We start from the raw sequence: 23,016 nt of genomic DNA, 5'->3' as shown, positions 1-23,016 counted from the left end.
AAGGAGAGGGATGTTTCATGCAAGCAGCAAAAGATAGTATAAATGCAGCTAAAGCAATAGATTGCCGGCACTTTATTAACGGGGAATTCCTGAATCCAAATCAATCCAAGACTTTTGACAATATCAATCCCGCAACGGAAGAAAAACTTGGATGGGTTGCAGAAGGAGGAAAAGAGGAGGTGAATCAGGCTGTTTCTGCAGCAAGGCATGCGCTTAAAGGTCCTTGGAAATCTTTTACCGATAATGAACGCTCTGCGGTCCTAAGACGAATCGGCGACCTCATTTTGGAAAAGCAAGAAGAACTGACAATGTTGGAAACCCTTGATACAGGGAAACCATATAGTCTTGCACTGGAAATGGACATCAAGCGTTCAGCTCACAATTTCCACTTTTTTGCGGACTATATCACTACAATAGGTAATGAATCCTACAATCAGAACAACATGGCACTCCATTATTCTATTAGGCGGCCCGTAGGGGTGGTAGGGATGATTAATCCGTGGAATTTACCTTTGCTATTGTTGACATGGAAATTGGCACCATGCCTGGCAGCTGGCAATACAGCGGTTATGAAACCAGCTGAACTGACACCGATGACAGCGACAAAGTTAATGGAAATATGCAAGGAAGCGGGAGTTCCCGATGGAGTTGTCAACCTTGTGCATGGATATGGTGTAAATTCAGCAGGAGCCGCTCTAAGTGAACATCCGGACGTAGATGCGATAACCTTTACAGGGGAAACAAAAACGGGAACAGCGATTATGAAAGCTGCCGCGCCCACTTTGAAAAAAATCTCTTTTGAACTGGGCGGGAAAAATCCGAATATTGTGTTTGCTGACTCGAATCTTGATGAAGTAATCGAAACGACATTGAAATCAAGCTTCATGAACCAAGGTGAAGTTTGTTTGTGTGGATCACGAATCTATGTTCAGCAAGGTTTGTATGATGAATTCCTTGAAAAGATGGTCGCGCGAACAGAAAAATTAAAAGTCGGTGATCCGTTTGATTCCGAAACGGAAGTAGGAGCTGTAATAGGAAAAGAACATTATAACAAAGTGATGAGTTACATTGATTTGGCGAAAGAAGAAGGAGCGAGAATATTAACTGGAGGAAGAAGAGCTGGACAGTTTGAGAAAGGGTATTTCATTGAACCGACAATTATTGCCGGAGTTACGCGTGAATCCCGTTGTGTACGGGAAGAAATTTTTGGTCCTGTGGTAACGGTCATGCCTTTCGAAACGGAAGAAGAGGTACTGGAGCATGCTAATGACACACATTACGGACTGGGGGCAACGATCTGGACCAATGATTTAAGGAGGGCGCATCGTGTCGCTTCTAAAATAGAAGCGGGCATTATCTGGGTGAATACTTGGTATTTACGTGATTTGCGCACACCTTTTGGGGGCATGAAACACAGTGGCATCGGACGCGAAGGTGGATCGCATAGTTTCGAATTTTACAGTGAATTGTCTAACGTCACGATTAAATTATAAAGAAGGAGGGAAGCATTCATGATCGTTAGTTTAACAGAATGGTCTGCCAGGTTTTTGAAAGCGGAAAAAACAGGAATAGGAATATCGGCCCCAACCAGTGAAATTCCGGATTTGGAAGTGGAGGATGCCTACCAAATTCAGCTTGAAACGATTCGGAGGAAAACCCAGTCCGGTCTGGAAGTATCAGGTAAGAAGATAGGCTTGACTTCTAAGGCTATGCAGGAAGTTCTGGGAGTGAATGAACCAGATTACGGACATTTACTTGATGCGATGGAAATCGAAAATAATGGCAGCATCTCGAGTTTGCGGTTAATTCAACCAAAAGTGGAGGCAGAAGTAGCTTTTATATTAAAGAAAGATTTACATGGCCCCAATATTACGGTTGATGATGTAATCGAAGCAACTGATTATGTGGTTGCTTCGATCGAAGTGGTTGATAGCCGGGTGAAGGACTGGGAGATTAAACTTCCGGACACTGTGGCGGATAATGCATCATCGGGCTTATATATTCTTGGAGATCGCAAAATTCATTTGAGTGAAATCGACCTCCCTTCCATTCAAATGAGCCTATATAAAAATGGTGAATTCATTAACCAAGGAACAGGTGAAGCAGTACTTGGAAATCCAGCAACGTGCGTAGCATGGCTAGCAAATAAACTGCATCGGTTTAAAGGTTCATTGAATGCGGGCGAAGTCATTTTATCCGGTGCATTATCCGCAGCAATCGAAGCGAAACCGGGTGACCGTTTTTCTGCTGACTTTGGAGAAAAACTTGGAAAGGTATCGGTTAATTTTGAGTGAAAGGAGCCCAGAGGCCTTGAAAAAACTAAAAGTAGGCATTATTGGATCAGGGAATATCGGCACGGACTTAATGATGAAAATTCATAGATCTGATGTTCTGGAAATGTCGGTAATGATTGGTATCGACAAGGAATCAGAGGGTTTGAAAAGGGCTAGGATGCATGGACATCATGTCATCGCAAATGGCATGTATGGATTTTTGGAAAGGCCGGAGCTTGCAGACATTTTATACGATGCCACATCTGCGAAGGCGCATGTTTTTCACTGCGAAGCCTTGAAAAAGATGAACAAGAAGCTGATAGACTTGACGCCTGCCGCAATCGGACCTTTTATCGTTCCTTCCGTGAATTTAAAAGAAAATTTGAATGAGGCCGTTGTTAACATGATTACATGCGGCGGTCAGGCGACAATCCCCATCGTTCATGCCATCAGTCAAGTGGCCCAGGTCGAATATGCCGAAATAATAGCGACAATTTCCAGCAGGAGTGCCGGTCCCGGAACCCGTGCTAATATTGATGAATTCACCCAAACGACGGCAAGGGCCCTGGAACAGGTGGGTGGAGCAAACAAGGGAAAGGCTATTATTCTGCTGAACCCGGCCGAACCGCCACTCATCATGAGGGATACGATTCATTGTCTGCTTCAATCGGATTCCTTTGATGTGAAAGCAATAACCACCTCCATAAATAAGATGGCGGAAAAAGTTTCTGAATATGTTCCAGGATACCGCCTGAAGACAGAGCCGATATATGATGGGAAACAAATAACAGTCCTTTTGGAAGTGAAAGGGTTAGGAGATTTTCTCCCCGTATATGCAGGTAATTTGGATATAATGACGGCTTCAGCTGTAAAAGTAGGGGAAGAGATTGCTAAAAGACAATTCGAACACTATGTTTGAAAAAGATAATCGGAACTGTAAAGGAGGGGTTCATTTGCGAAAAGATGTATTGGTGACTGAAGTTGCATTGCGGGATGGGAGCCATGTAGTGGCACATCAATTCACCATCGATCAAGTAAAGAACATGACTGGGAAACTTAGTGCTGCAGGTGTCCCTTATATTGAAGTGTCGCATGGAGATGGACTGGGAGGATCATCCTTACAATATGGTTTTTCAAAAGTGAATGATATTGAATTGGTGGAAGCCGCTGTTGAAGCTGCAGGCCAATCGGTTATTTCAGTACTTTTAATCCCTGGTATAGGGACAATCGACCATTTAAAAGAAGCCGCTCACGTTGGGGCGAAAATGGCGCGTATTGCAACCCACGTAACGGAAGCGGACGTCTCAAAGCAGCATCTGGAGGCAGCGAAACATCTTGGTATGGAAGCAATCGGGTTTTTAATGATGTCTCACATGGCAACACCGCAAAAATTACTTGAACAAGCGATTTTAATGGAATCCTATGGAGCGGATGCTGTTTATGTTGTGGATTCTGCAGGGTCTTTTTTGCCCCAAGATGTAAAGGCGCGGATCCGGTTATTACGAAGCAAGCTGAATATCGATATTGGTTTTCATGCACATAATAATTTATCGCTAGCAGTGGCGAATTCACTTATGGCAATTGAAGAAGGGGCGAATAGAATCGATGGCAGCATCCGCTGTCTCGGTGCAGGTGCTGGAAATACCCAGACGGAAGTGCTTGTTGCCGTTCTGGATAGGATGGGTATCCGTACCGAAATTGACTTATATAAAATGCTTGATCTTTCGGAGGAAGTTGGAAACACAATCATGCAAAAGCCCCAGGAAATAACAGACTCGAGTTTAATAATGGGTTATAGTGGCGTGTACTCCAGCTTTTTATTGCATGCAAATAAAGCGGCTAAAAAGTATGGAGTCGACGCCCGGGATATTTTGATGGAGCTTGGTCGACAAAAAGTGGTTGGTGGTCAGGAAGATACCATAATTGAAGTAGCTGAACAAATGGCGTTTCAGAAAGAAGGGACTTTAAGATGAAACTAGATCAACTAGCAAAACGGGTTGCCGAATCGCAAAAAAACGGTCGTGAAATGGATAAGCTTACATTATCCAATCCTGAAATAACAGTAAATCAAGCGTATGAAATTCAGAAGTTGAGCATAAATGAGACACTGACCGGTGATAACAGATTCATCGGATGGAAGATGGGCTTGACGAGCAAAGCCAAACAACAGCAGGTAGGGGTGGAGGAAGCGATCTATGGCAGGTTGACTTCTGCCATGGAACTAACTAAACCAGTATTAAAAGTTGGGGAACTCATTCATCCGAGAGTGGAACCTGAATTTGCTTTTTTGTTCAAGGACGAACTGAAAGGGGAAAATATAACGGCGAAAGATGTCTGGCCGGCAGTTGAATGTGTATTTCTTGCACTAGAAGTTATTGACAGCCGTTATAAAAATTTTTCTTTTACACTTACCGATGTAGTAGCGGATAACGCATCCTCAGCCAAAATCCTGCTTAGCAATCAAGCTTATTCACCTTATCACACGGACTGGGCTCAAGCAGAAGTTATGCTTTATCAAAATGGTGAAATGCAAAAGAGGGGTCGCGGTGAAGCTGTGCTCGATCATCCGATTCATTCGATTGTGGAACTTGTAAAAATGATTAGCCGGGAAGGACTTTCCATTCAGGCTGGAATGATTGTTTTGGTTGGAGGAATTACAGATGCCGTTTCCATACAGGCAAACGATGAAATAATAGCAGATTACGGCGAACTAGGGAAACTGACATTACATGTTATAGCGTGAAATATGGCAAAGAGGAGGGAATTAATTGCGTGAAGTCAATGCTTCGGAAGTGGTAGGTAATAGTAGATTTGGCCGTTTTCATTTAATGGTCTTTATGTGGTGTTTGTTCGCAATTACCTTCGATGGATTTGATATAGCCATGTACGGAGTAGGTTTGCCTTTGATGATGGAGGAATGGAACTTGACGCCAGTCGAAGCTGGAGGAATAGCAAGTTACTCATTGTTCGGTATGATGGTGGGAGCACTCATTTTTGCACCCCTGGCGGATAAAATGGGGAGAAAAAAAGTGCTTGCCACCTGTATATGTATATTCAGTGTTTTTACATTACTTTCAAGTTTTGCCCCGAATCCTTCCTTTTTCTCGGTTATGCGATTTATAGCAGCCTTGGGAATGGGCGGATTAATGCCAAACGTCATCTCCTTAATGGCGGAATACTCACCAAAAAAGAATAAGGTTCTCATTGTAACCGCTATGTACTGTGGTTATTCTATCGGAAGCATACTCGCTTCTTTAATTGGAATGTATGTGATGGAACAAATGAGTTGGAGGGTTTTGTATTGGATAGGGGCGCTTCCATTACTGGCACTGCCATTCTTCATGAAGCAATTTCCTGAATCGCTTTCCTATTATGTTATTCGAAAACAAGGAGCAAAGCTCGCTGGAATCCTGAATCGCATTGATCCTGACGGCGACTATAAAGAGTCGGACGATTATGAGTTTGCCAAAGTCCAAGAAAGGGCAAAGGGCTTTCCAGTCAAGAAACTCTTTGAAAATAAGCGTACTACTAGCACATTTGCGTTTTGGGTAGCCGCCTTTAATTGTTTACTTATGGTATACGGACTCAATACATGGCTACCCAAAATCATGCAGCAATCAGGATACGGCCTTTCATCCAGTTTATCTTTCAATCTTATATCGGGAATAGGACAAATTGGCGGATCAATAATTGGAGGGTACTTAGTTGGGAAAATAGGCCATAGAAGAGTACTTGTATCTCTTTGTGCCATAGGAACGGCCTGTTTTGTCATATTAGGGTTGACCTCGAATGCAGTAGCATTATATATTCTGATCGCTTTTGGAGGTGCCTGTACAGTTGGCACGATGAATTTGGCCAATACGTATATATCCGAGTATTATCCGCGGGAGATAAGGACCACCGGGATAGGTTGGGCCCTGGCTTTTGGTAGAATTGGAGCGATTGTTGCCCCAACATTAATTGGATTACTGCTGGCTGCAAACTATTCGCCACAAAATGCCTTCATGGCCTTCACAGTTCCGAGCATAATGGCTGCAATGGCGTTACTCGTTGTGAAAGAGAGGTATGGCAGCTATGATAAACCACAGATTGAGGAAAATATAAAACTAAAAGCAACATCGAATGTATAATATTTTTCTTTAGTAGATGTCCTATATGTCAGCGGACAGTCATGTAACTGTTCCCTGACATATAGGACATTTTTTAGAGAATAAAAGAATTCACGAGTAAAAGTGCTAATTTTACGAGTAAACCAGCTGAATTCGCGAGTAAACCGGCCAAACTCACGAGTAAACCAGCTGAATTAGCGGGTAAACCGGCTAAACTCACGAGTAAACATCAAATTTATGAGTAAAATTGCTGAATTCACGAGTATGACGACTAAACTCACGAGTAAAATACGAAATGAACACCCATTGATTAAAGTATTTGAAATCCATTAAAAGGCCGGGAAAATGGTGGTTATGCTAGAGCGAAAGGCTGGTAATACTAAATAATTAAGTTGAAAAATTTTTCTAATACGTTTGACAATTGGATATATCGTGTTAATATAAAGGCAAATGAAATTTAATATACAATTTGTACCACTAGGGGTGCTTTATAGGTAAAAGTTGATTTTTTACCGCAGAAGCTGAGATTAAAGTATGACTTTAAGACCCTTGGAACCTGATATGGTTTATACCAGCGTAGGGAAGTGGGGTCTGGAACAGTACGTTTCTGTATTATTTCTTGTACAACCACTTTCTTACGTTTAAGAAAGTGGTTTTTTGTTTGCAAAAAAAGGGGTGATAAAAGGTTTTTTTCCGTAACATTCTTTGAAAAATACAATTTGGAGGTAATGGACATGAAGTTTTCAGAGGAAATTCGTCAGGAAGTTGATCATATTTGGGAAGCTAGTTTTAATCACCCGTTTGTTGCAGGAATAGGAGATGGTACATTGCCATTGGAGTGTTTCCGTTTTTATGTCATGCAAGATGCCTATTATTTATCTCATTTTGCTAGAGTTCAAGCTTTAGGGGCAGTCAAAGCTACAGATTTACATACAACAAGCAGGCTTGCCGGCCATGCACAAGGAACATATGAAGCGGAGCTGAAGCTTCATGAGAATTTTTCTGAGAGATTAGGCATCACTAAAGAGGAAAGGGAAAATTTCAAACCTGCCCCGACTGCTTATGCTTATACGTCCCATATGTATCGTGCTGCTTATTCGGGACATTTAGGGGATGTTATTGCAGCTATCTTGCCGTGTTACTGGCTGTATTATGAAATAGGTGAAAGGCTGCAAGGGTGCACACCCGAAGAGCCGATTTATCAAGAATGGATAGCGGCTTACGGAGGAGAGTGGTTCCGCACTTTGGTGGAAGAACAAATTGCGAGGCTTGATGAGATTGCTGAAAAAGTGACAGAAGAAGATAAGGAAAGAATGAAAGAGCATTTTATCCTCAGCAGCCAATATGAATACTCATTTTGGGAAATGGCCTATCGTTTAGAGGCATGGCCTGTGCATAAGGAAACACTAGAAGTATAAAGGAGAATGAAACAATGAAAAAAGGATTGAAATTAACGGATATATTAGTCACGATCGTGATTGCGGTAGCATTTGGAGTCGTTTATATCCTTTGGGGTTCGATTTATTATTCCGTTAAACCATTAGGATTACATCTGGATCAACTTATTTATGGAATGTGGTTTATAGCTGGCCCCGTCGCCTTTTTAATTTTACGGAAACCGGGTGTGGCCCTTTTGGCGGAAATAGCTGCAGCTTCCGGGGAATTCTTTCTAGGTTCACCATGGGGCTTGACCGTACTGTTATATGGGGTGGTCCAAGGATTGTTCGCGGAACTGGTGTTCATGGCGTTCAAATATAAAAAATTCAATATGTCGGTGGCCGTTTTAGCTGCGATAGCTTCCTGCCTGGCATCAGTTATCATGGATTTTGCATACGGGGAAATTGGTGCGCTTTCTACTTGGAATCTATCGTTATTCATGATAGCGAGGTTTGTGGGTTCCATATTCTTTGCAGGTGTGACCGCCTATTATTTAGTTAAAGTCCTGGAAGCGACAGGAGTAACTAATCTTGTTCGTCCGGTTTCAAATAAAGATTATGCAGAACTGGATCAAAAGTAGAGGTTGAGGGCCATGGAACCAATCATTTCTGTTGAGAAGTTAAGAATGAAATATCCCGGTGATGGATCATTGATTTTCAAGGACCTATCCTTATCGTTTGATAAAGGAGAAAAGGTACTATTGTTGGGACCATCAGGATGTGGTAAGTCCACTCTTTTGCAAGTGTTAAGCGGATTGATTCCGAATTCCATCGAAGTCCCGATGAAAGTTGAAGAAATGAAATGCCCTTCTTCATGGGGGTATGTTTTTCAAGACCCTGATAGTCAGTTTTGCATGCCATTTGCCGATGAGGAAATTGCCTTCGTCCTTGAGAATCTTTCCGTCCCTAAAGATGAAATGAAAGGGAAGATCGAAAACCATCTCCGTAAAGTAGGATTGAACCTAGGTCATACAAGTATAGAAACATTATCAGGCGGGATGAAACAACGTCTGGCAATCGCTTCAGTATTGGCCCTTGAACCAGAAGTGATATTCTTGGATGAACCAACCGCCATGTTGGATCCGGAAGGAACAAAAGAAATCTGGGACTTGTTGAAGGAAGTCGGACGAGACAAAACGGTTATTATCGTCGAGCATAAAATTGACCATGTTTTAGAATTCATCGAACGAATCGTACTTTTTAACGCTGATGGTCAAATCATAGCTGATGGTCCAAGAGACACCATACTTTCACGATATAAAAATGAAATGAAAGAACATGGAATTTGGTTCCCAGGTGTTTGGGATGAATATATACAGAAGCATGCACCCATTCGGGAACACCAATTTATAGATGGTTCACCCCTTATGCATGTGCAAGGCTTTAGCGGTTTTCGGAATAAAGAGGAGAAAATCAAGGTTGAAGAACTGAAGGTACATTCAGGGGAATGGATTGTAGTCAGGGGTGAAAATGGCGCGGGGAAGAGTACTCTTTTGCATGCACTGATGCAGTTCATAAAAACGAATGGTAAGTATGAATTATTGGGGACCCCCATTAAAAGGGTGAAAAATCCAACGGATCATATGACGTTTGTCTTTCAAAATCCTGAGTTTCAGTTCGTTGCAAATACTGTATATGAAGAGATTGCTTATTCATTGCGAATTGATAAAAGGCCGCAACAAGAAATAGATGAAAGAGTCCGCTCATTGCTTAAAGTGTTCCGCCTGGAGGCACATCGGGATAAACATCCGTTTCAATTATCAATGGGTCAAAAGCGTCGCTTAAGCGTAGCCGCCTCAATCGTAATAGACAAAAAAATCATTCTCCTGGATGAGCCAACCTTTGGCCAAGATTCGAAAAATACCTTTGCATTGCTGGAATGGTTTGAGGAATATCGAAGGCGCGGAATAACAGTGATCATGGTAACTCATGACGATCATATTTCAAAATACTTTGCAACCAGGATCTGGACGGTTAAGGACGGAAACGTAATAAGTGATGAAAACATCGCGCAAGCCGGATTTTTGGAGACCAAAGTTAAAAGGGGTGTCATGTAGATGAATGTTTCAAATGCAGAAACATGGCTCCATAGAATTAATCCAAGCCTTAAACTTGGTGTACTTATTGTGTTATGCATCGTGGCGTTATTCATTCATGACCTGAATTATATGATGAATATCACCATTGGCGTATTACTTTTATTTTTGTTTTTTACCGGGCATTCGATAAAACGCATCTTACTTTTGTCGATTCCCTTTTGTTTCATTTTTATATCCACCTCATCTGCAATGATATTATTCGGGCAAGGTAAGACGCTTTGGTTTGAGTGGGGCCTAATATCGATTACGGAGGAAAGTTTCATGAGGGGATTACTGGTAGGCTTTCGAGCTTTGTTCTTTGCGGCCCTTGGTTTAACTTTTTCCTTAACGACGAGACCAGTGAACTTGTTTTATTCGTTAATGCAGCAAGTTAAGCTTAAACCGAAATATGCCTATAGTTTCATGGCGGCATTAAGACTGATTCCCATCATGATGGAGGAGTTCCAAACGATTCGAAACGCGATGAAGATACGCGGTTTTGAAAGGGGAAAAGGGATAAGATCGGTATATTTTAAAATGAAAGCCTATTCCATCCCGTTGTTATCCGGTAGCATCAGACGTGCTCACCGAATCGCGGTTGCGATGGAGGCAAAGCGATTTACAGACACTCGGGATCGAACATACTATTATGAATTTGGTTTTTCAAAAAAGGACCATGGTTTCATTCTGTATTTTATCATCCTGCTGTTGGCCGGCTTTTATCTATCGATTCAATTCCCGTTAGTATCTATTTGATTTTATGAGATTGTAACTTTACTAGTTAGGGGTTCTTAGTATGAATGCACATGAATTGCATATTATTTCTACTGGGAAACAGCCAATTGAAAAGTTTGTGGAAATCGCTTCAAACATTCAGGAACATGTTGATTTCTTTTATCTAAGGGAAAAGCATATGAGTGCATCTGAACTTTATCGAGCAGTGACCCTATTACATGATAAAAAGATCCCGCTTTCTAAGATCATCATTAATGACCGGGTGGATGTAGCCTGGGTACACAAAGTATTTGGTGTGCAATTGACTTTTCATAGTTTAGATGCAGAAGTCGTAAAAGGAGCTTTTCCAGGGATGAATGTTGGCTGTTCGATCCATTCCATGGATGAAGCGAAAGCAGCTTTCAGCAAAGGGGCCGATTACGCGATTTATGGACATATTTTTGAAACGGATTCAAAACGCGGCCTTCCTCCTAAGGGAGTTGAGGAGCTTCATGCAATCACAAGAAATGTCAATCTTCCGATAATTGCGATAGGCGGGATAACACCTTCCAATTGCCAAGTCGTGCTGGATGCTGGGGCACGTGGAATTGCGGTCATGTCAGGTGTGCTTGAAGCTGAAAATCCGGTTAGAGCCGTTAAAGAATATTCGAAGTCTTTGGGAAAGGAGACATAAGATGAATTCCATTTATGATGCAATCATTGTTGGGGGAGGGGTAATTGGTGGATCCATTGCTTTTCAATTAGCCAAACGAGGTAAAAAGGTCCTGTTATTGGAAAAAGATAGACTTGCCAGTAAAGCATCCAGTGCTGCAGCCGGGATGTTAGGGGCACAATCCGAGTTAGATGCTGATGACCCGCTTTTTACATTGGCAAGCCGAAGCAGGGGGATGTTTCCTGCACTGTCGGAAGAATTAAAAGACATAAGTGGAATAGACATCGAATTAGTGAACAAGGGCATGTTTAAGGTGGCGCAAACGAATGATCAGGTAGCCGAGTTGAAGAACATGATCAGAGTCCAGCAAGATGCGGGACTTGAGGCTGAGTGGCTATCGACTGCCGAAATAAGGAAAGCGGAACCGCTTCTATCGGATGAGATTAAGGGAGCCATGTTCATTCCGAAGGATGGACAAGTTTCAGCCACTAGGCTGTCGCTCGCTTTTACTGAATCTGCAGCTGCCCTTGGTGTAGATATAAAGGAATTTGTTCATGTCTCCGATTTAGTTACGGAAAACGGTTGTGTAACGGGAGTGGTCACGAACATAGGTGGATTTTCAAGTGAAAATGTCATCGTAGCAGGTGGGGCTTGGAGTGCTTTCCTCCTTGAAAAATCAGGGATGAGACTCGACAGTTATCCTGTAAAGGGAGAGTGCTTTTCCGTCCTGACCGATCGTCCATTGCTTGAAAAAACGATCTTCTCGCATGGCTGCTATCTTGTGCCCAAAGTTGGGAGAAGAATCATTGTTGGGGCTACGGTTAAAGCGAACACTTTCGATCAAAAGGTAAGTCTTGACGGGATTTCTACATTAATAGAAATGGCAGCGCAATTGCTTCCGGCGATTAAAGGAACCGAATTGGAAAAGACATGGGCAGGTATACGCCCCCAAACTGGGGATGGTTTGCCGTACTTTGGTGAACATCCAGCATGCAAAGGACTTTTCATTGCAACGGGGCACTACAGGAATGGCATCCTGCTTTCTCCAATTACAGGTGTACTAATAGCGGATATTGTAGAAAGGAAGACAAATCCCGAATGGTCCGCTTTTCGATTGGATCGTTCGATACAGACCCTTTTTTCTTAATGGAGGTGGATGAATTGGAATTGATTATTAACGGGGAAAAAATACGGATTCCTGCTGATGAATCAACAGTTACAGGGCTTTTGCAACACTTTAATTTACATCAAAAAGTAGTGATTGTTGAATTGAATGATGAAATATTGGCAAAAGAAAGTCTAAGTGAAACACTTTTGTCAAATGGAGACAAGGTCGAGATTGTACATTTTGTAGGAGGCGGATGATATGTTAAAGATTGGTTCTTATGAATTTTCTTCAAGATTATTATTAGGTACTGGAAAATATCCAAATTTCGATGTTCAAAAGCAATCAGTGGAAGTTTCGGGGACGGAAATATTAACGTTTGCGGTCCGGAGAATGAACATTTTTGAAGCAAGTCAGCCCAATTTTTTAGAAAAGCTTGATTTGAAAAAATACACACTCCTTCCCAATACAGCAGGAGCTAAAACAGCCAAAGAAGCAGTGCGCATAGCCCATCTTGCAAAGGCTTCCGGCTTATGTGACATGATTAAGGTAGAAGTCATTGGCTGTCAAAAAACTCTGCTGCCTGACCCGATTGAAACCTTGAAAGCTGCTGAAGAATTAGTGAAACTGGGATTCACCGTATTACCTTATACTTCGGATGATGTGTTGCTCGCTAAGCGCCTGGAAGAAGTGGGGTGCCATGCGATCATGCCTGGAGCTTCACCAATTGGCTCTGGTCAAGGCATTATAAACCCACTGAACTTACGATTCATCATGGAACAATCAGAGGTTCCAGTAATTGTTGATGCAGGGATTGGAACTCCCTCCGATGCGGCAATCGCCATGGAATTAGGGGCGGATGGCGTATTGCTTAACACAGCAGTTTCCGGAGCAAAAGACCCCGTCAAAATGGCGAAAGCAATGAAACTCGCCATTGAGGCAGGTCGATTGGGGTATGAAGCAGGAAGAATTGAAAAAAATGATTATGCGATAGCAAGCAGCCCAGTTGAAGGATTGAGCATTGGATGAATGAACGTTATTCACGCCAAGAACTTTTTGGCCCTATAGGGGAAGAAGGGCAAATGAAAATTCGCCAAAAACACGTGTTGGTGATTGGAGCGGGTGCTCTCGGTACGGGAAGTGCGGAAGGCCTTGTACGGGCAGGAATTGGGAAACTCACCATTGTAGACAGAGATTATGTGGAGTGGAGCAACCTTCAAAGACAACAGCTTTATTGTGAAGCTGATGCGCAAAAAAGAATACCGAAAGCAGTGGCAGCGAAGAATCGTTTGAATGAGCTAAATTCCGACGTTATTGTAAAATCGCATGTGGCTGATGTTTCGGTTGATGAACTGGCGAAACTCGTTGAAGGCGTGGATTTAATATTGGATGCCACTGATAACTTCGATACCAGGATGCTTATTAACGATACTGCGCAAAAATATAAAATACCCTGGATTTACGGGGCTTGTGTAGGGAGTTATGGAATAAGTTACACGGTGATCCCAGAGGTGACCCCATGTTTGAATTGTTTACTGGAAACGGTTCCGATGGGAGGGCTGACATGTGATACGGCGGGAATCATCAGTCCTGCCGTTCAAACGGTCGTTGCCCATCAAATGGCGGAAGCTTTAAAAATCCTTGTTGAAGATCATGCATCGCTAAGAAACAAAATCGTTTCATTTGATCTTTGGAAAAATGAACATTCATCCATAAATGTAGCGCAATTAAAAAAAGAAACTTGTTTGTCATGTGGGTCAAATCGAACGTATCCCCATCTCTCTTATTCAAATCGAACAAAGACAGCCGTTTTATGCGGAAGGGATTCTGTCCAGATTCGTCCGGCAATGAAGCTTGAAAGGGACTTAGCGGAACTCGAAAAAAATCTTCTCGCACAAGGTGGTAAGATCGTCAGGAATCCTTATTTACTTTCATTTACTATCGGAACCCATCGGTTGGTCGTTTTTAAAGATGGGCGGGCGTTGATTCATGGAACAAAAGATATTGCAGAAGCAAAAACGTTATATCATCGTTATTTTGGCTGAACTGGAATGGCACGGATACGTGCCATAAAAAGATGCCCATATAATAGGAAGGCATCGAACCTTTCCCTTGTGACTTTTATTTGCTGCACAATTATAAAACGAAAGCGGTGTCTGCCTTTTTGGGGCGGCACCGCTTTGTTATGGAACGATTATTTAAGCAGCTTACATATCATGACTGCTATTATGCTTCTGACGGGAGTGCTGTCTGTTTTTCACCTTATGAGAACCGCTTAACGGTGCAGGTTGACCTGGGTTATTTCCTTTAGGAGCATTTTTTCGAATATCCTTACCATCGTTTTTGTTCATGTTCGATCCCTCCTATCTCTTAAGATAATCAGTCCGTGAAATTTTATTCACATACATATATTTGCAAACCTCGTACATGCTATGGATGGACACTAATTAAGGAGCTGAACCCAAATGCAGGATAAACAAGATAAGCGACGGACTTTCCAGGAAGCCCAGCAAAGTTATCAACAAGTATTTGATGTATACTCATCCATTGAGAAGAACGCACCGAATTACGGAACGGAATTGAAACATGTGAAGCAGGAAGTGAACGAGGCCTATCAGCAAATACAATCTGCTTTAGTCACCGCTTCCGAACATCAGAAAGAACAATTGAGAAAATTCGAACAGGATATTCAGGCAATCGTTAATGAGGTCAATTCTGAGGACTATTGAGTGACAGGTTCCATCGTCGTGAGTTCATGCGCTTTACTTTTGCGTTTCCTGATTTTAGAATAGAATAGGCTTTTTGAAAAATGCAGTACATCTGCCATTTCAAAAAGCCTATCCTGTTTAACGCCTAGAAATGTGGGAAATCATTGATTTTTCTTTCTTTTTTTATTATTTTGCCTTTGCATTTCCGATAATGGCGGTTCATTTCCCAGTTCATCATTGTATCCAGCTCCATTACCTTGCGCTTTTGCAGCATTCATACCTGGTATAACATGATTTGCCTTTTGTTTTGTCATTTCGACACCTCCATCCATAGAATGCGATAATGTTGACTGATTATGTATGAAGTGCTAATATGTTTTGCTGGAATAATTTATCAGGCCATAAATAGGGGTATTTTCAATAAAATGCATATCAGCAAGGCTTCCTAAATGCACTTTAATATGTGGGGGAATTTTTTCTATAAGAGAAACTTATCAAAAACAATAACTTTCTTGTTATTTACTTATACTCATTTCTATATTAGTATTAAGTTGAAGGAAGAGTTAGGGTGGGAGAAGAGAGAGAAAATTCGACAAACTAACTTTTTTACTTATATTTATAGTAAACATGGTTTCAGTGAACCAGGTTTTACTTTTATGTGTGCAGAATATGTTCTGACAGTTTAATAGGGGGTAATATTCATGACGAAAAATGACGTATACCAAGCGCGTAAGTCCTTTGAAATTGAAGGGAAACGCTACAACTACTACAGCCTAGACGCTATTGAAAAAGCAGGGGATGGCAAAGTATCTCGCCTTCCATATTCCATTAAAGTGTTACTTGAAGCGGTACTTCGCCAAGTAGACGGAAGAGTAATCACAAAAGAACATGTTGCGAACCTTGCTAAATGGGGAACAAGCGAGCAACAAGATATAGATGTTCCGTTCAAGCCATCACGTGTAATCCTACAAGATTTCACTGGTGTTCCAGTTGTTGTTGATTTAGCTTCTTTACGTAATGCTTTCGCAGCACTTGGTGGAGATCCTGACAAAATCAACCCGGAAATCCCGGTTGACCTTGTAATTGACCACTCTGTACAAGTTGATAAAGCAGGTACAATGGATTCCCTTGATGCCAATATGGATCTTGAATTCGAACGTAATGCAGAGCGTTACCAGTTCCTAAGCTGGGCTCAAAAATCATTCAACAATTATCGTGCAGTTCCACCGGCAACTGGTATCGTTCACCAAGTTAACTTAGAGTACCTTGCGAACGTGGTTCATGCTGTTGAAACTCCAAACGGCGACTTTGAAGTATTCCCTGATTCTGTTTTCGGTACAGATTCACATACTACAATGATCAACGGTATTGGTGTTCTTGGTTGGGGTGTCGGCGGTATCGAAGCAGAAGCAGGCATGCTTGGACAGCCTTCTTACTTCCCAGTTCCAAAAGTGGTTGGTGTTAAATTGACTGGCCAACTTCCTAAAGGTACAACAGCTACTGACCTTGCATTGAAAGTAACACAAGTTCTTCGTGCACACGGCGTAGTTGGTAAATTTGTTGAGTTCTACGGCCCAGGAGTAGGATACCTTCCACTTGCTGACCGTGCAACAATCGCTAACATGGCTCCTGAATACGGTGCTACAGTTGGTTTCTTCCCTGTTGATGCAGAAGCGATCGATTACATGCGCTTAACTGGCCGTGATGAAAAACAAATTAAAGTGGTTGAATCATACTGCAAAGAAAATGGATTGTTCTACTCTCCTGAAAACGAAGATCCAGCATATAATGATGTTGTGGAAATCGACCTTTCAGCAATTGAACCAAACCTTTCAGGCCCTAAACGCCCGCAAGATTTGATTCCACTTTCTCAAATGAAAAAATCTTTCCATGACGCTATCAATGCACCTATGGGCAACCAAGGTTTTGGCATGGACAATTCTGAATTGGATAAAGAAGTAACTGTTAAATTTGCCGATGGTAAAGAAACGGTAATGAAAACAGGGGCGATTGCAATTGCTGCAATCACAAGCTGTACGAACACTTCTAACCCGTACGTAATGCTTGGAGCAGGTCTTATTGCTAAAAAAGCAGTTGAAAAAGGCTTGACTGTTCCGGATTATGTAAAAACATCATTGGCACCAGGTTCTAAAGTTGTTACTGGTTACCTTCGTGATGCAGGTCTTCAACCATACCTTGATCAATTAGGATTCAACGTAGTTGGTTACGGCTGTACAACATGTATCGGTAACTCAGGTCCATTAGCGGACGAAATCGAAGCAGCAGTTGCTGAAGCAGATCTTCTAGTAACTTCAGTACTTTCTGGTAACCGTAACTTTGAAGGTCGTATTCATCCACTAGTGAAAGCAAACTATCTTGCTTCTCCAACTTTGGTTGTTGCATATGCTCTTGCTGGTACTGTGGACTTCGACCTTAACAATGATTCACTTGGTAAAGACAAAGATGGTAACGATGTATATCTTGCTGATATCTGGCCATCACAAGAAGAAGTTAACGCTGCTGTTAAAGCAACAGTTACACCGGAATTATTCCGTAAAGAATACGAAACAGTATTTAACGATAACAAACGTTGGAATGAAATCCAAACAAGCAACGAAGCAATTTATGCTTTCGATTCTAAATCAACATATATTCAAAATCCTCCATTCTTCGAAGGATTATCACCAGAACCAGGTTCAGTTAACCCACTTTCTGGTTTGCGCGTAGTAGGTAAATTCGGTGACTCAGTAACAACTGACCACATTTCTCCTGCAGGTGCAATCGGTAAAGATACACCAGCTGGTATCTACCTTCGTGAAAACGGTGTGAAACCGCGTGACTTTAACTCTTACGGTTCCCGTCGTGGTAACCATGAAGCGATGATGCGCGGAACATTCGCAAACATTCGTATCCGTAACCAAGTTGCTCCAGGTACAGAAGGTGGATACACAACTTACTGGCCAACAGGCGATGTAATGGCTATCTATGATGCTTGTATGAAATACAAAGCTGATGGAACAGGTCTTGCAGTCATCGCTGGTAAAGACTATGGTATGGGAAGCTCTCGTGACTGGGCTGCGAAAGGTACTAACCTTCTTGGCATCAAAACAGTCATCGCTGAAAGCTTTGAACGTATTCACCGTTCTAACCTTGCATTAATGGGTGTTCTTCCACTTCAGTTCAAAGAAGGCGAAAACGCTGAAACGCTTGGATTGACTGGTAAAGAAGCGATTGCAGTCAAAATCGACGAAACAGTTAAACCGCGTGATATCGTAACAGTTACAGCTACTGATGAAGCTGGAAACGTAAAAGAATTTGATGTACTTGTTCGTTTCGATTCCGAAATCGAAATCGACTACTACCGTCACGGTGGTATCCTTCAAATGGTATTACGTAATAAATTAAAAGGCTAATTTCAGCTTTTAGGAAGCGGTAAACCTACTTTTCAGGTTTACCGTTTTTTTTTGTGTCAAGTTTATGAAACAAAGCGATATCATGATATGATTTAAAGGAATTGCACTTTTCCGCATACCCTTTTATTGTTAAGATGGAATAGGGAAGTTGTTCTATTTCTGGAAATGGCTAATATTTTTATTGTAATGGGACTAGGAGGACGAGTATGCTTAAAAAAATTATTGCTTCGGTGGCCTTACTGTCACTTATTACAGTAGCGATCGTACAGGCGATGGGTAATGAATCAAAAGAAAATGACGAAAAAGATGCTTTGGGCGGATTGAAAATTGGAGCCAAAGCACCGAATTTCTCCCTGAAAACTTTAGATGGGAAACAAGTTGAATTATCGGATTATAAGGGCAAAAAGGTAATGCTGAATTTTTGGGCAACCTGGTGTCCGCCCTGCAAGAAGGAAATGCCGGATATGGAGAAATATACACAACAAGCGGGTGATGATGTCGTCGTACTTGCCGTCAATATTGACCCTGAAAATGATGTACAAGCATTTGTAGAGGATAATGGAATTACTTTTACCATACCGCTGGACAGTCAAAGTGCCAAAAATCCAGTGAATGAGCGCTACAAGATTCTTAGCATACCAACAACTTACTTCATCGACAAAGAAGGCATTATCAGGAATAAGGTAATTTCAGCCATGCAATTAAAAGATATGGAACGAAATATAAATAGTATGCAGTAGGGGAAACTTATGAAGTTCCATCAGTATTGAAGAAATTAGCGACACACCTGCCGAATAACTGTGTTTAGCGAAGACCCCGGAGACGCCTGGGCAAGGATGCCTTGCAGTCAGTCGGCAGAAATGAGCGGATATTTACGGAACTGTTTTTGACGGAACCTTAATGAAGGTTCCGTTTTATTGTTTTTGTTAACAAAGTTGTCAAAATTTAATGGAAAAATCAAAAAATTTAAATAATTATAGTTAATGTTTATGAAAAAAGGGTTAAAGTATAGAGAGTGGAGAAATGCAATCTTTATCAGGTTAAAAATCTGATAATTATGACAATTAAAGGGATGGAAACCATATAGTCATAATTTTACGTTAATTTGGCAATACTGAATAGTATATTAAAATAAGTAGGTGAAAAGCATGAAAAAAAGAAAAAGGACATTTGAAGAATTAATTAAAGAAAACAAAAGGGAATTATTGATGGACGTTAAACAAATGGAAAGACTTGAGGAACGTCTTGAAAAAAAACATATGCAAAAGGCTGAATAGGTTTTGCAAAAAATATCTTAAAAAGAGCCAGTGCCATGAAGGTCCCTTCAAAGTGCTGGCTCTTTTTTCATGGCTTTTTCAAAAACTGGCATTCATGAATTTCCTCTTTTTTAACCATGATAAGAGAAGGAGGCGATAGAATGGGTAATCCAAAAAAAGATTCCAAACACTTTAGACCGAGCCATCAAGGGACACAGCCAATAGCGGCGGGTGGGAATAACGGTAAGAAAATGCAGGACAAATCCGGCAAACATGCCCAGGTCATTCAAACTAAAGGTGAGTAAACAAGTTTTGATTAAAGATTGTAATAATATTATGTAAGAAAATATTACTCGAGGTGAAAATAATGAGCTCATATAAGCACAATCCTGATAACCGTTTGGATAATGTTGAAAAAATTCAAGATGCGATTGAAAATACTGAAGAAAACATAACCGCAGCAAATGAAACGTTATCATTCTCTTCACCAGTGGAAAAAATGTCAATTAAGGCCAAAAATGAACGAAGAAGAAAGAGCATCGATGGGATGAAGGAAGAATTGCAAGATGAGCAAGAAGCACGGGAAAGCGGTTATAGAAACGATAATATGTAAACGACCAGGTAAAGGGGAGAAAGAGCGCTAATTCTTTCTCCCCTTCTTTTATGGCAGGGAAACAGTATAAGACAGTCTAAATGAAATTTTCACAATTGTTATGGTAAAATGTTTATTGCATTAGAAATGAAAGTGGGGAAACAAAATGTTCATAGCTGAAAACGAAATTGAAGTGCGGTATGCAGAGACAGATCAAATGGGTGTTGTTTACCATGCGAATTATTTTATATGGATGGAACTAGGCAGGACAAAATTGATAAATGATTTAGGATTTTTTTATGCTGATATGGAAGCGGATGGCATCCTCTCACCTGTTATGGATATTCAGGCTTCGTATAAAACCCCTGTTAGATATGGTGATAAGGTAATAGTTAAAACCTGGATTGAAAAATATGACGGCTTACGGGTCGTTTATGGGTATGAGATCGTTAATGGAAAAAATGAGGTGGCGGCTACAGGTCATTCTTCCCACGTTTGCGTTAAAAAGGAGAGCTTCCGCCCGATATCCATTAAACGCATGTATCCTGAATGGCATGAGGCCTATGAGAAAAATAAAAAGCAGGATGAATTGGTTTAATTATTATTATTGAGGTGAATAAAAAATGGCTTTTGGGATTAAACGGGTAGACGTGGCAGCCTGGAAGCAGAAAATCGATCAAGGCCAAATAGCTTTTTTAACTCATTATTGGCTGGATGACCGATTTCCCGGTTGCAAGACGGTTACAAAGGTCGGATGTAAAGATTTACGGCGTTTATCGGATTGGGGTAAGCAATACGGGCTTAAAAAAGAGTGGATTCATCACAGGAAAGATGGCTATTCTCATTTCGATCTTTTAGGGGACAAGCAAGCGGAAATACTTAGGGCGGAAGATATTAAAGAGCGTCTGCTCGATTGAACAAGAAAAAACAGCAGTTTACACCGCTGCTTTAATGTCAAGCATTCTTTTCATAGTGAAATTCCGGTTCAGTCAGTTTTTCATTAAATGTAATAAGTAAATCGTGACCATCAAAGTACCATAAATCTTTTTCTTCTACATAAAAATTAATTTCATTCATAGTTGTTACGGCTGCTGCAGTTTCAGGTTCTTCTTGCATGATTCCTAATGAAAAGCCGCTTTGGACGGTACTATGTCCGCCATATCTTACATAAAAGCGCAAATGAGAGCCTTCATTAAGCCCTAGCTCATCAATATACCACTTAGCTGCCTGATCGGAAATGGTCAGTTTCATACTAAATCTCCTTCCTAGAGGTTCGTTATTTAAGTATAAAGTAATTGTGAAATAGATGCGAATAATGTGCGTTTAAGAAAGGATATAACCATGGATATTATCTATAATATTTGTTTCATAACTCGAAAAAGATTCAACGAAGTCGAAGTGTTGATGCTATTTCGCCAAAAAAATCCGAATAGGCATAAATGGAATGGTATAGGCGGAAAAATAGAACAAGGTGAAACCATCGATGAATCGATGGAACGCGAAATTCTTGAAGAAACTGGGTTGAAGGTAAAGGGGATGGCCTTTCGAGGAATTGTGACATGGAATCAAACAGGCGGAATGTATGTTTACCGAGCTGAAGATGCAGGGGGAGGGCTCACTGCCTGTAATGAAGGGGAACTTGCCTGGAAGCCATATCAATGGGTTATGGAGGCAAATGAAGTTGTGTCCAACATAAAGTATTATCTAAAAGATATATTACTGGATGAACCACCAATGGAATTTGCCTGTACCTATGAAAATGAACAATTAATATCAGTCAAAAAGAAGTCTTTGCCTGATTTGGCAAAAGAATTGACTTTCAATTGAAAACCGCCGATGCGCGGTTTTTTGCTTATTTTGATACCTAAGCTAAATGTCAGAAGAATGTTCGGAATGGTATTTTTAAGCAAGGTTCGGAAATTAATCATTGTGATGATTTACGCAAAAACGGAGCTGTTAAAAGGGAGTACGGAAATGGTGTTGCTTTCATTATTGGCTCAAAAGGATATGTATGGGTATGAGATGATCGAACAGCAGCTTAACCAGTTAAGTGAGGGTTATTACATTATAAACAAGGCATGTATATCCAGCTTTAAATAGGCTGGAGGAGAAAGAGTATTTAAATAGTTACTGGACCGAAAAGGAAATATTATTATGCGCGAAATTGATTGCTTAGTTTCTAATCCGTTAGGTCGTTTCGACATATATGAGTATACACAAAAATAGCTGCAGATTCCTGCAGCTATTTTGTATTTTCTTTTTCTTTTGCTTCAGCCTCGGCAAGCTTTCTCAGCAAGACGGGTGTAGGCATATGCATGATTTGCTCTAAAGGCAAGTTTAGTGACTTGGATAACTTTAATGCTGTTTCCGGTGATATTTGCAATGGCTTCATGGCATTTTCTCCTATCGATAGTTAATAGCTAGTTCCAGTGTAGCCCCTGTTCTACAATTATTCAATCCTTACCTGACCAATTTATCCAGTAAACGAAATCCATACAATTCTTTTGGTGGGAAGTTAATGTAGAAGTATTTTAGGTCCTTTTACCTTGACAAAAGAATTGGATTGAGGTCAGAATAAAAATGAATATAGTTCAAATGGTTCAATTGTTTCGTAGGTAAACCGATTCACTTTCAATGAAATGGATATAGCTGAAATGCA

29 protein-coding genes and 1 riboswitch are annotated in these 23,016 nt (G+C 41.0%); of the genes, 25 read left to right on the top strand and 4 right to left on the bottom strand.

Annotation, left to right across the window (positions count from 1 at the left end; translation table 11 throughout):
- Positions 1-17: 17 nt before the first annotated feature.
- The 15 genes from J7E52_RS12330 (at position 18) to J7E52_RS12260 (ending at position 14,433) form a co-directional block, all read left to right on the top strand.
- Positions 18-1,493, top strand: coding sequence for an aldehyde dehydrogenase (locus J7E52_RS12330; RefSeq protein ID WP_214746677.1), 1,476 nt, complete (start codon positions 18-20; stop codon positions 1,491-1,493).
- An 18-nt stretch (positions 1,494-1,511) separates the two neighbouring features.
- Entirely contained in the window at positions 1,512-2,294 is a 783-nt protein-coding gene (locus tag J7E52_RS12325) for a 2-keto-4-pentenoate hydratase (RefSeq protein ID WP_214746674.1), read from the top strand.
- Positions 2,295-2,310: 16 nt separating this feature from the next.
- The gene (locus J7E52_RS12320; protein ID WP_214746672.1) at positions 2,311-3,192 is read left to right on the top strand and encodes an acetaldehyde dehydrogenase (acetylating); all 882 of its coding nucleotides are present in this window, start codon (positions 2,311-2,313) and stop codon (positions 3,190-3,192) included.
- A 34-nt stretch (positions 3,193-3,226) separates the two neighbouring features.
- Positions 3,227-4,246: a 4-hydroxy-2-oxovalerate aldolase gene (dmpG, locus tag J7E52_RS12315; RefSeq protein ID WP_286197698.1), complete on the top strand. Its 1,020-nt coding sequence runs from the start codon at positions 3,227-3,229 to the stop codon at positions 4,244-4,246.
- Positions 4,243-5,016, top strand: coding sequence for a 2-keto-4-pentenoate hydratase (locus J7E52_RS12310; RefSeq protein ID WP_214746669.1), 774 nt, complete (start codon positions 4,243-4,245; stop codon positions 5,014-5,016). Before dmpG ends, J7E52_RS12310 begins: the two co-directional genes overlap by 4 nt.
- 25 nt (positions 5,017-5,041) lie before the next feature.
- Positions 5,042-6,403 carry an MFS transporter gene (locus tag J7E52_RS12305; RefSeq protein ID WP_286197695.1) on the top strand — a complete coding sequence of 454 codons (1,362 nt, stop codon included), beginning with the start codon at positions 5,042-5,044 and terminating at the stop codon, positions 6,401-6,403.
- A gap of 448 nt (positions 6,404-6,851) precedes the next feature.
- A riboswitch (TPP riboswitch) is annotated at positions 6,852-6,982 on the top strand.
- A gap of 134 nt (positions 6,983-7,116) precedes the next feature.
- A complete protein-coding gene (tenA, locus tag J7E52_RS12300; RefSeq protein WP_214746665.1) occupies positions 7,117-7,800 on the top strand; it encodes a thiaminase II in 684 nt (227 codons plus the stop codon).
- A 14-nt stretch (positions 7,801-7,814) separates the two neighbouring features.
- The gene (locus tag J7E52_RS12295; protein WP_214746662.1) at positions 7,815-8,399 is read left to right on the top strand and encodes an ECF transporter S component; all 585 of its coding nucleotides are present in this window, start codon (positions 7,815-7,817) and stop codon (positions 8,397-8,399) included.
- 12 nt (positions 8,400-8,411) lie between these two features.
- Positions 8,412-9,875 (top strand): ABC transporter ATP-binding protein, encoded by a 1,464-nt coding sequence (locus J7E52_RS12290; RefSeq protein WP_214746659.1) that lies wholly within the window; start codon positions 8,412-8,414, stop codon positions 9,873-9,875.
- Positions 9,876-10,652 (top strand): energy-coupling factor transporter transmembrane component T family protein, encoded by a 777-nt coding sequence (locus tag J7E52_RS12285; protein WP_214746656.1) that lies wholly within the window; start codon positions 9,876-9,878, stop codon positions 10,650-10,652.
- A gap of 40 nt (positions 10,653-10,692) precedes the next feature.
- Positions 10,693-11,304, top strand: coding sequence for a thiazole tautomerase TenI (gene tenI / locus J7E52_RS12280; RefSeq protein ID WP_214746654.1), 612 nt, complete (start codon positions 10,693-10,695; stop codon positions 11,302-11,304).
- A gap of 1 nt (position 11,305) precedes the next feature.
- Positions 11,306-12,430 (top strand): glycine oxidase ThiO, encoded by a 1,125-nt coding sequence (gene thiO, locus J7E52_RS12275; RefSeq protein WP_214746651.1) that lies wholly within the window; start codon positions 11,306-11,308, stop codon positions 12,428-12,430.
- A 14-nt stretch (positions 12,431-12,444) separates the two neighbouring features.
- Positions 12,445-12,648 carry a sulfur carrier protein ThiS gene (gene thiS / locus J7E52_RS12270; RefSeq protein WP_063233541.1) on the top strand — a complete coding sequence of 68 codons (204 nt, stop codon included), beginning with the start codon at positions 12,445-12,447 and terminating at the stop codon, positions 12,646-12,648.
- Position 12,649: 1 nt separating this feature from the next.
- Positions 12,650-13,417 carry a thiazole synthase gene (locus J7E52_RS12265; RefSeq protein ID WP_137018478.1) on the top strand — a complete coding sequence of 256 codons (768 nt, stop codon included), beginning with the start codon at positions 12,650-12,652 and terminating at the stop codon, positions 13,415-13,417.
- Positions 13,414-14,433, top strand: a complete 1,020-nt coding sequence (locus J7E52_RS12260) for a thiazole biosynthesis adenylyltransferase ThiF (protein WP_214746648.1) — start codon at positions 13,414-13,416, stop codon at positions 14,431-14,433. Before J7E52_RS12265 ends, J7E52_RS12260 begins: the two co-directional genes overlap by 4 nt.
- 162 nt (positions 14,434-14,595) lie before the next feature.
- Here J7E52_RS12260 and J7E52_RS12255 read toward each other — a convergent pair whose 3' ends face one another.
- Positions 14,596-14,739 (bottom strand): small acid-soluble spore protein P, encoded by a 144-nt coding sequence (locus J7E52_RS12255; protein ID WP_083450736.1) that lies wholly within the window; start codon positions 14,737-14,739, stop codon positions 14,596-14,598.
- 114 nt (positions 14,740-14,853) lie between these two features.
- On the opposite strand from J7E52_RS12255, the gene J7E52_RS12250 reads away from it, so the two are divergent.
- Complete coding sequence (locus J7E52_RS12250) at positions 14,854-15,117, top strand: hypothetical protein (RefSeq protein WP_095393699.1); 264 nt, start codon at positions 14,854-14,856, stop codon at positions 15,115-15,117.
- Positions 15,118-15,257: 140 nt separating this feature from the next.
- Here the strand turns inward: J7E52_RS12250 and sspO are convergent, their stop codons facing one another.
- A complete protein-coding gene (gene sspO / locus J7E52_RS12245; protein WP_034312428.1) occupies positions 15,258-15,410 on the bottom strand; it encodes a small acid-soluble spore protein O in 153 nt (50 codons plus the stop codon).
- A gap of 387 nt (positions 15,411-15,797) precedes the next feature.
- Between sspO and acnA the strand changes: the two genes are divergently transcribed.
- The 7 genes from acnA to J7E52_RS12210 all read left to right on the top strand — a co-directional run bounded on the left by acnA (position 15,798) and on the right by J7E52_RS12210 (position 21,274).
- The gene (gene acnA, locus J7E52_RS12240) at positions 15,798-18,509 is read left to right on the top strand and encodes an aconitate hydratase AcnA (RefSeq protein ID WP_137023029.1); all 2,712 of its coding nucleotides are present in this window, start codon (positions 15,798-15,800) and stop codon (positions 18,507-18,509) included.
- 206 nt (positions 18,510-18,715) lie between these two features.
- Positions 18,716-19,249, top strand: a complete 534-nt coding sequence (locus J7E52_RS12235) for a TlpA disulfide reductase family protein (protein WP_214746646.1) — start codon at positions 18,716-18,718, stop codon at positions 19,247-19,249.
- 408 nt (positions 19,250-19,657) lie between these two features.
- Complete coding sequence (locus J7E52_RS12230; protein ID WP_072272906.1) at positions 19,658-19,786, top strand: FbpB family small basic protein; 129 nt, start codon at positions 19,658-19,660, stop codon at positions 19,784-19,786.
- Between the two features lie 140 nt (positions 19,787-19,926).
- The gene (locus J7E52_RS12225) at positions 19,927-20,070 is read left to right on the top strand and encodes an acid-soluble spore protein N (protein ID WP_048678620.1); all 144 of its coding nucleotides are present in this window, start codon (positions 19,927-19,929) and stop codon (positions 20,068-20,070) included.
- 62 nt (positions 20,071-20,132) lie between these two features.
- Entirely contained in the window at positions 20,133-20,378 is a 246-nt protein-coding gene (gene tlp, locus J7E52_RS12220) for a small acid-soluble spore protein Tlp (RefSeq protein WP_214746643.1), read from the top strand.
- A gap of 145 nt (positions 20,379-20,523) precedes the next feature.
- Complete coding sequence (locus J7E52_RS12215) at positions 20,524-20,955, top strand: acyl-CoA thioesterase (RefSeq protein WP_214746641.1); 432 nt, start codon at positions 20,524-20,526, stop codon at positions 20,953-20,955.
- A 25-nt stretch (positions 20,956-20,980) separates the two neighbouring features.
- Positions 20,981-21,274 carry a hypothetical protein gene (locus J7E52_RS12210; RefSeq protein ID WP_214746638.1) on the top strand — a complete coding sequence of 98 codons (294 nt, stop codon included), beginning with the start codon at positions 20,981-20,983 and terminating at the stop codon, positions 21,272-21,274.
- A 37-nt stretch (positions 21,275-21,311) separates the two neighbouring features.
- Here J7E52_RS12210 and J7E52_RS12205 read toward each other — a convergent pair whose 3' ends face one another.
- Complete coding sequence (locus J7E52_RS12205) at positions 21,312-21,608, bottom strand: HesB/YadR/YfhF family protein (protein ID WP_214746635.1); 297 nt, start codon at positions 21,606-21,608, stop codon at positions 21,312-21,314.
- Between the two features lie 90 nt (positions 21,609-21,698).
- On the opposite strand from J7E52_RS12205, the gene J7E52_RS12200 reads away from it, so the two are divergent.
- Together J7E52_RS12200 and J7E52_RS12195 are read left to right on the top strand one after the other, a co-directional pair.
- Positions 21,699-22,184, top strand: a complete 486-nt coding sequence (locus tag J7E52_RS12200) for an NUDIX hydrolase (RefSeq protein WP_214746632.1) — start codon at positions 21,699-21,701, stop codon at positions 22,182-22,184.
- 66 nt (positions 22,185-22,250) lie between these two features.
- Positions 22,251-22,457, top strand: a complete 207-nt coding sequence (locus tag J7E52_RS12195; protein ID WP_214746628.1) for a PadR family transcriptional regulator — start codon at positions 22,251-22,253, stop codon at positions 22,455-22,457.
- Between the two features lie 142 nt (positions 22,458-22,599).
- Here the strand turns inward: J7E52_RS12195 and J7E52_RS12190 are convergent, their stop codons facing one another.
- Complete coding sequence (locus J7E52_RS12190; protein WP_069981711.1) at positions 22,600-22,749, bottom strand: YycC family protein; 150 nt, start codon at positions 22,747-22,749, stop codon at positions 22,600-22,602.
- Positions 22,750-23,016 lie beyond the last annotated feature (267 nt).

The organism is Bacillus sp. ISL-34 (genome assembly GCF_018613325.1).
GTDB lineage: Bacteria > Bacillota > Bacilli > Bacillales > DSM-1321 > Peribacillus.
The sequence above is the reverse complement of the archived record's forward strand: the minus strand, read 5'-3'. Positions and strand labels throughout refer to the sequence as shown.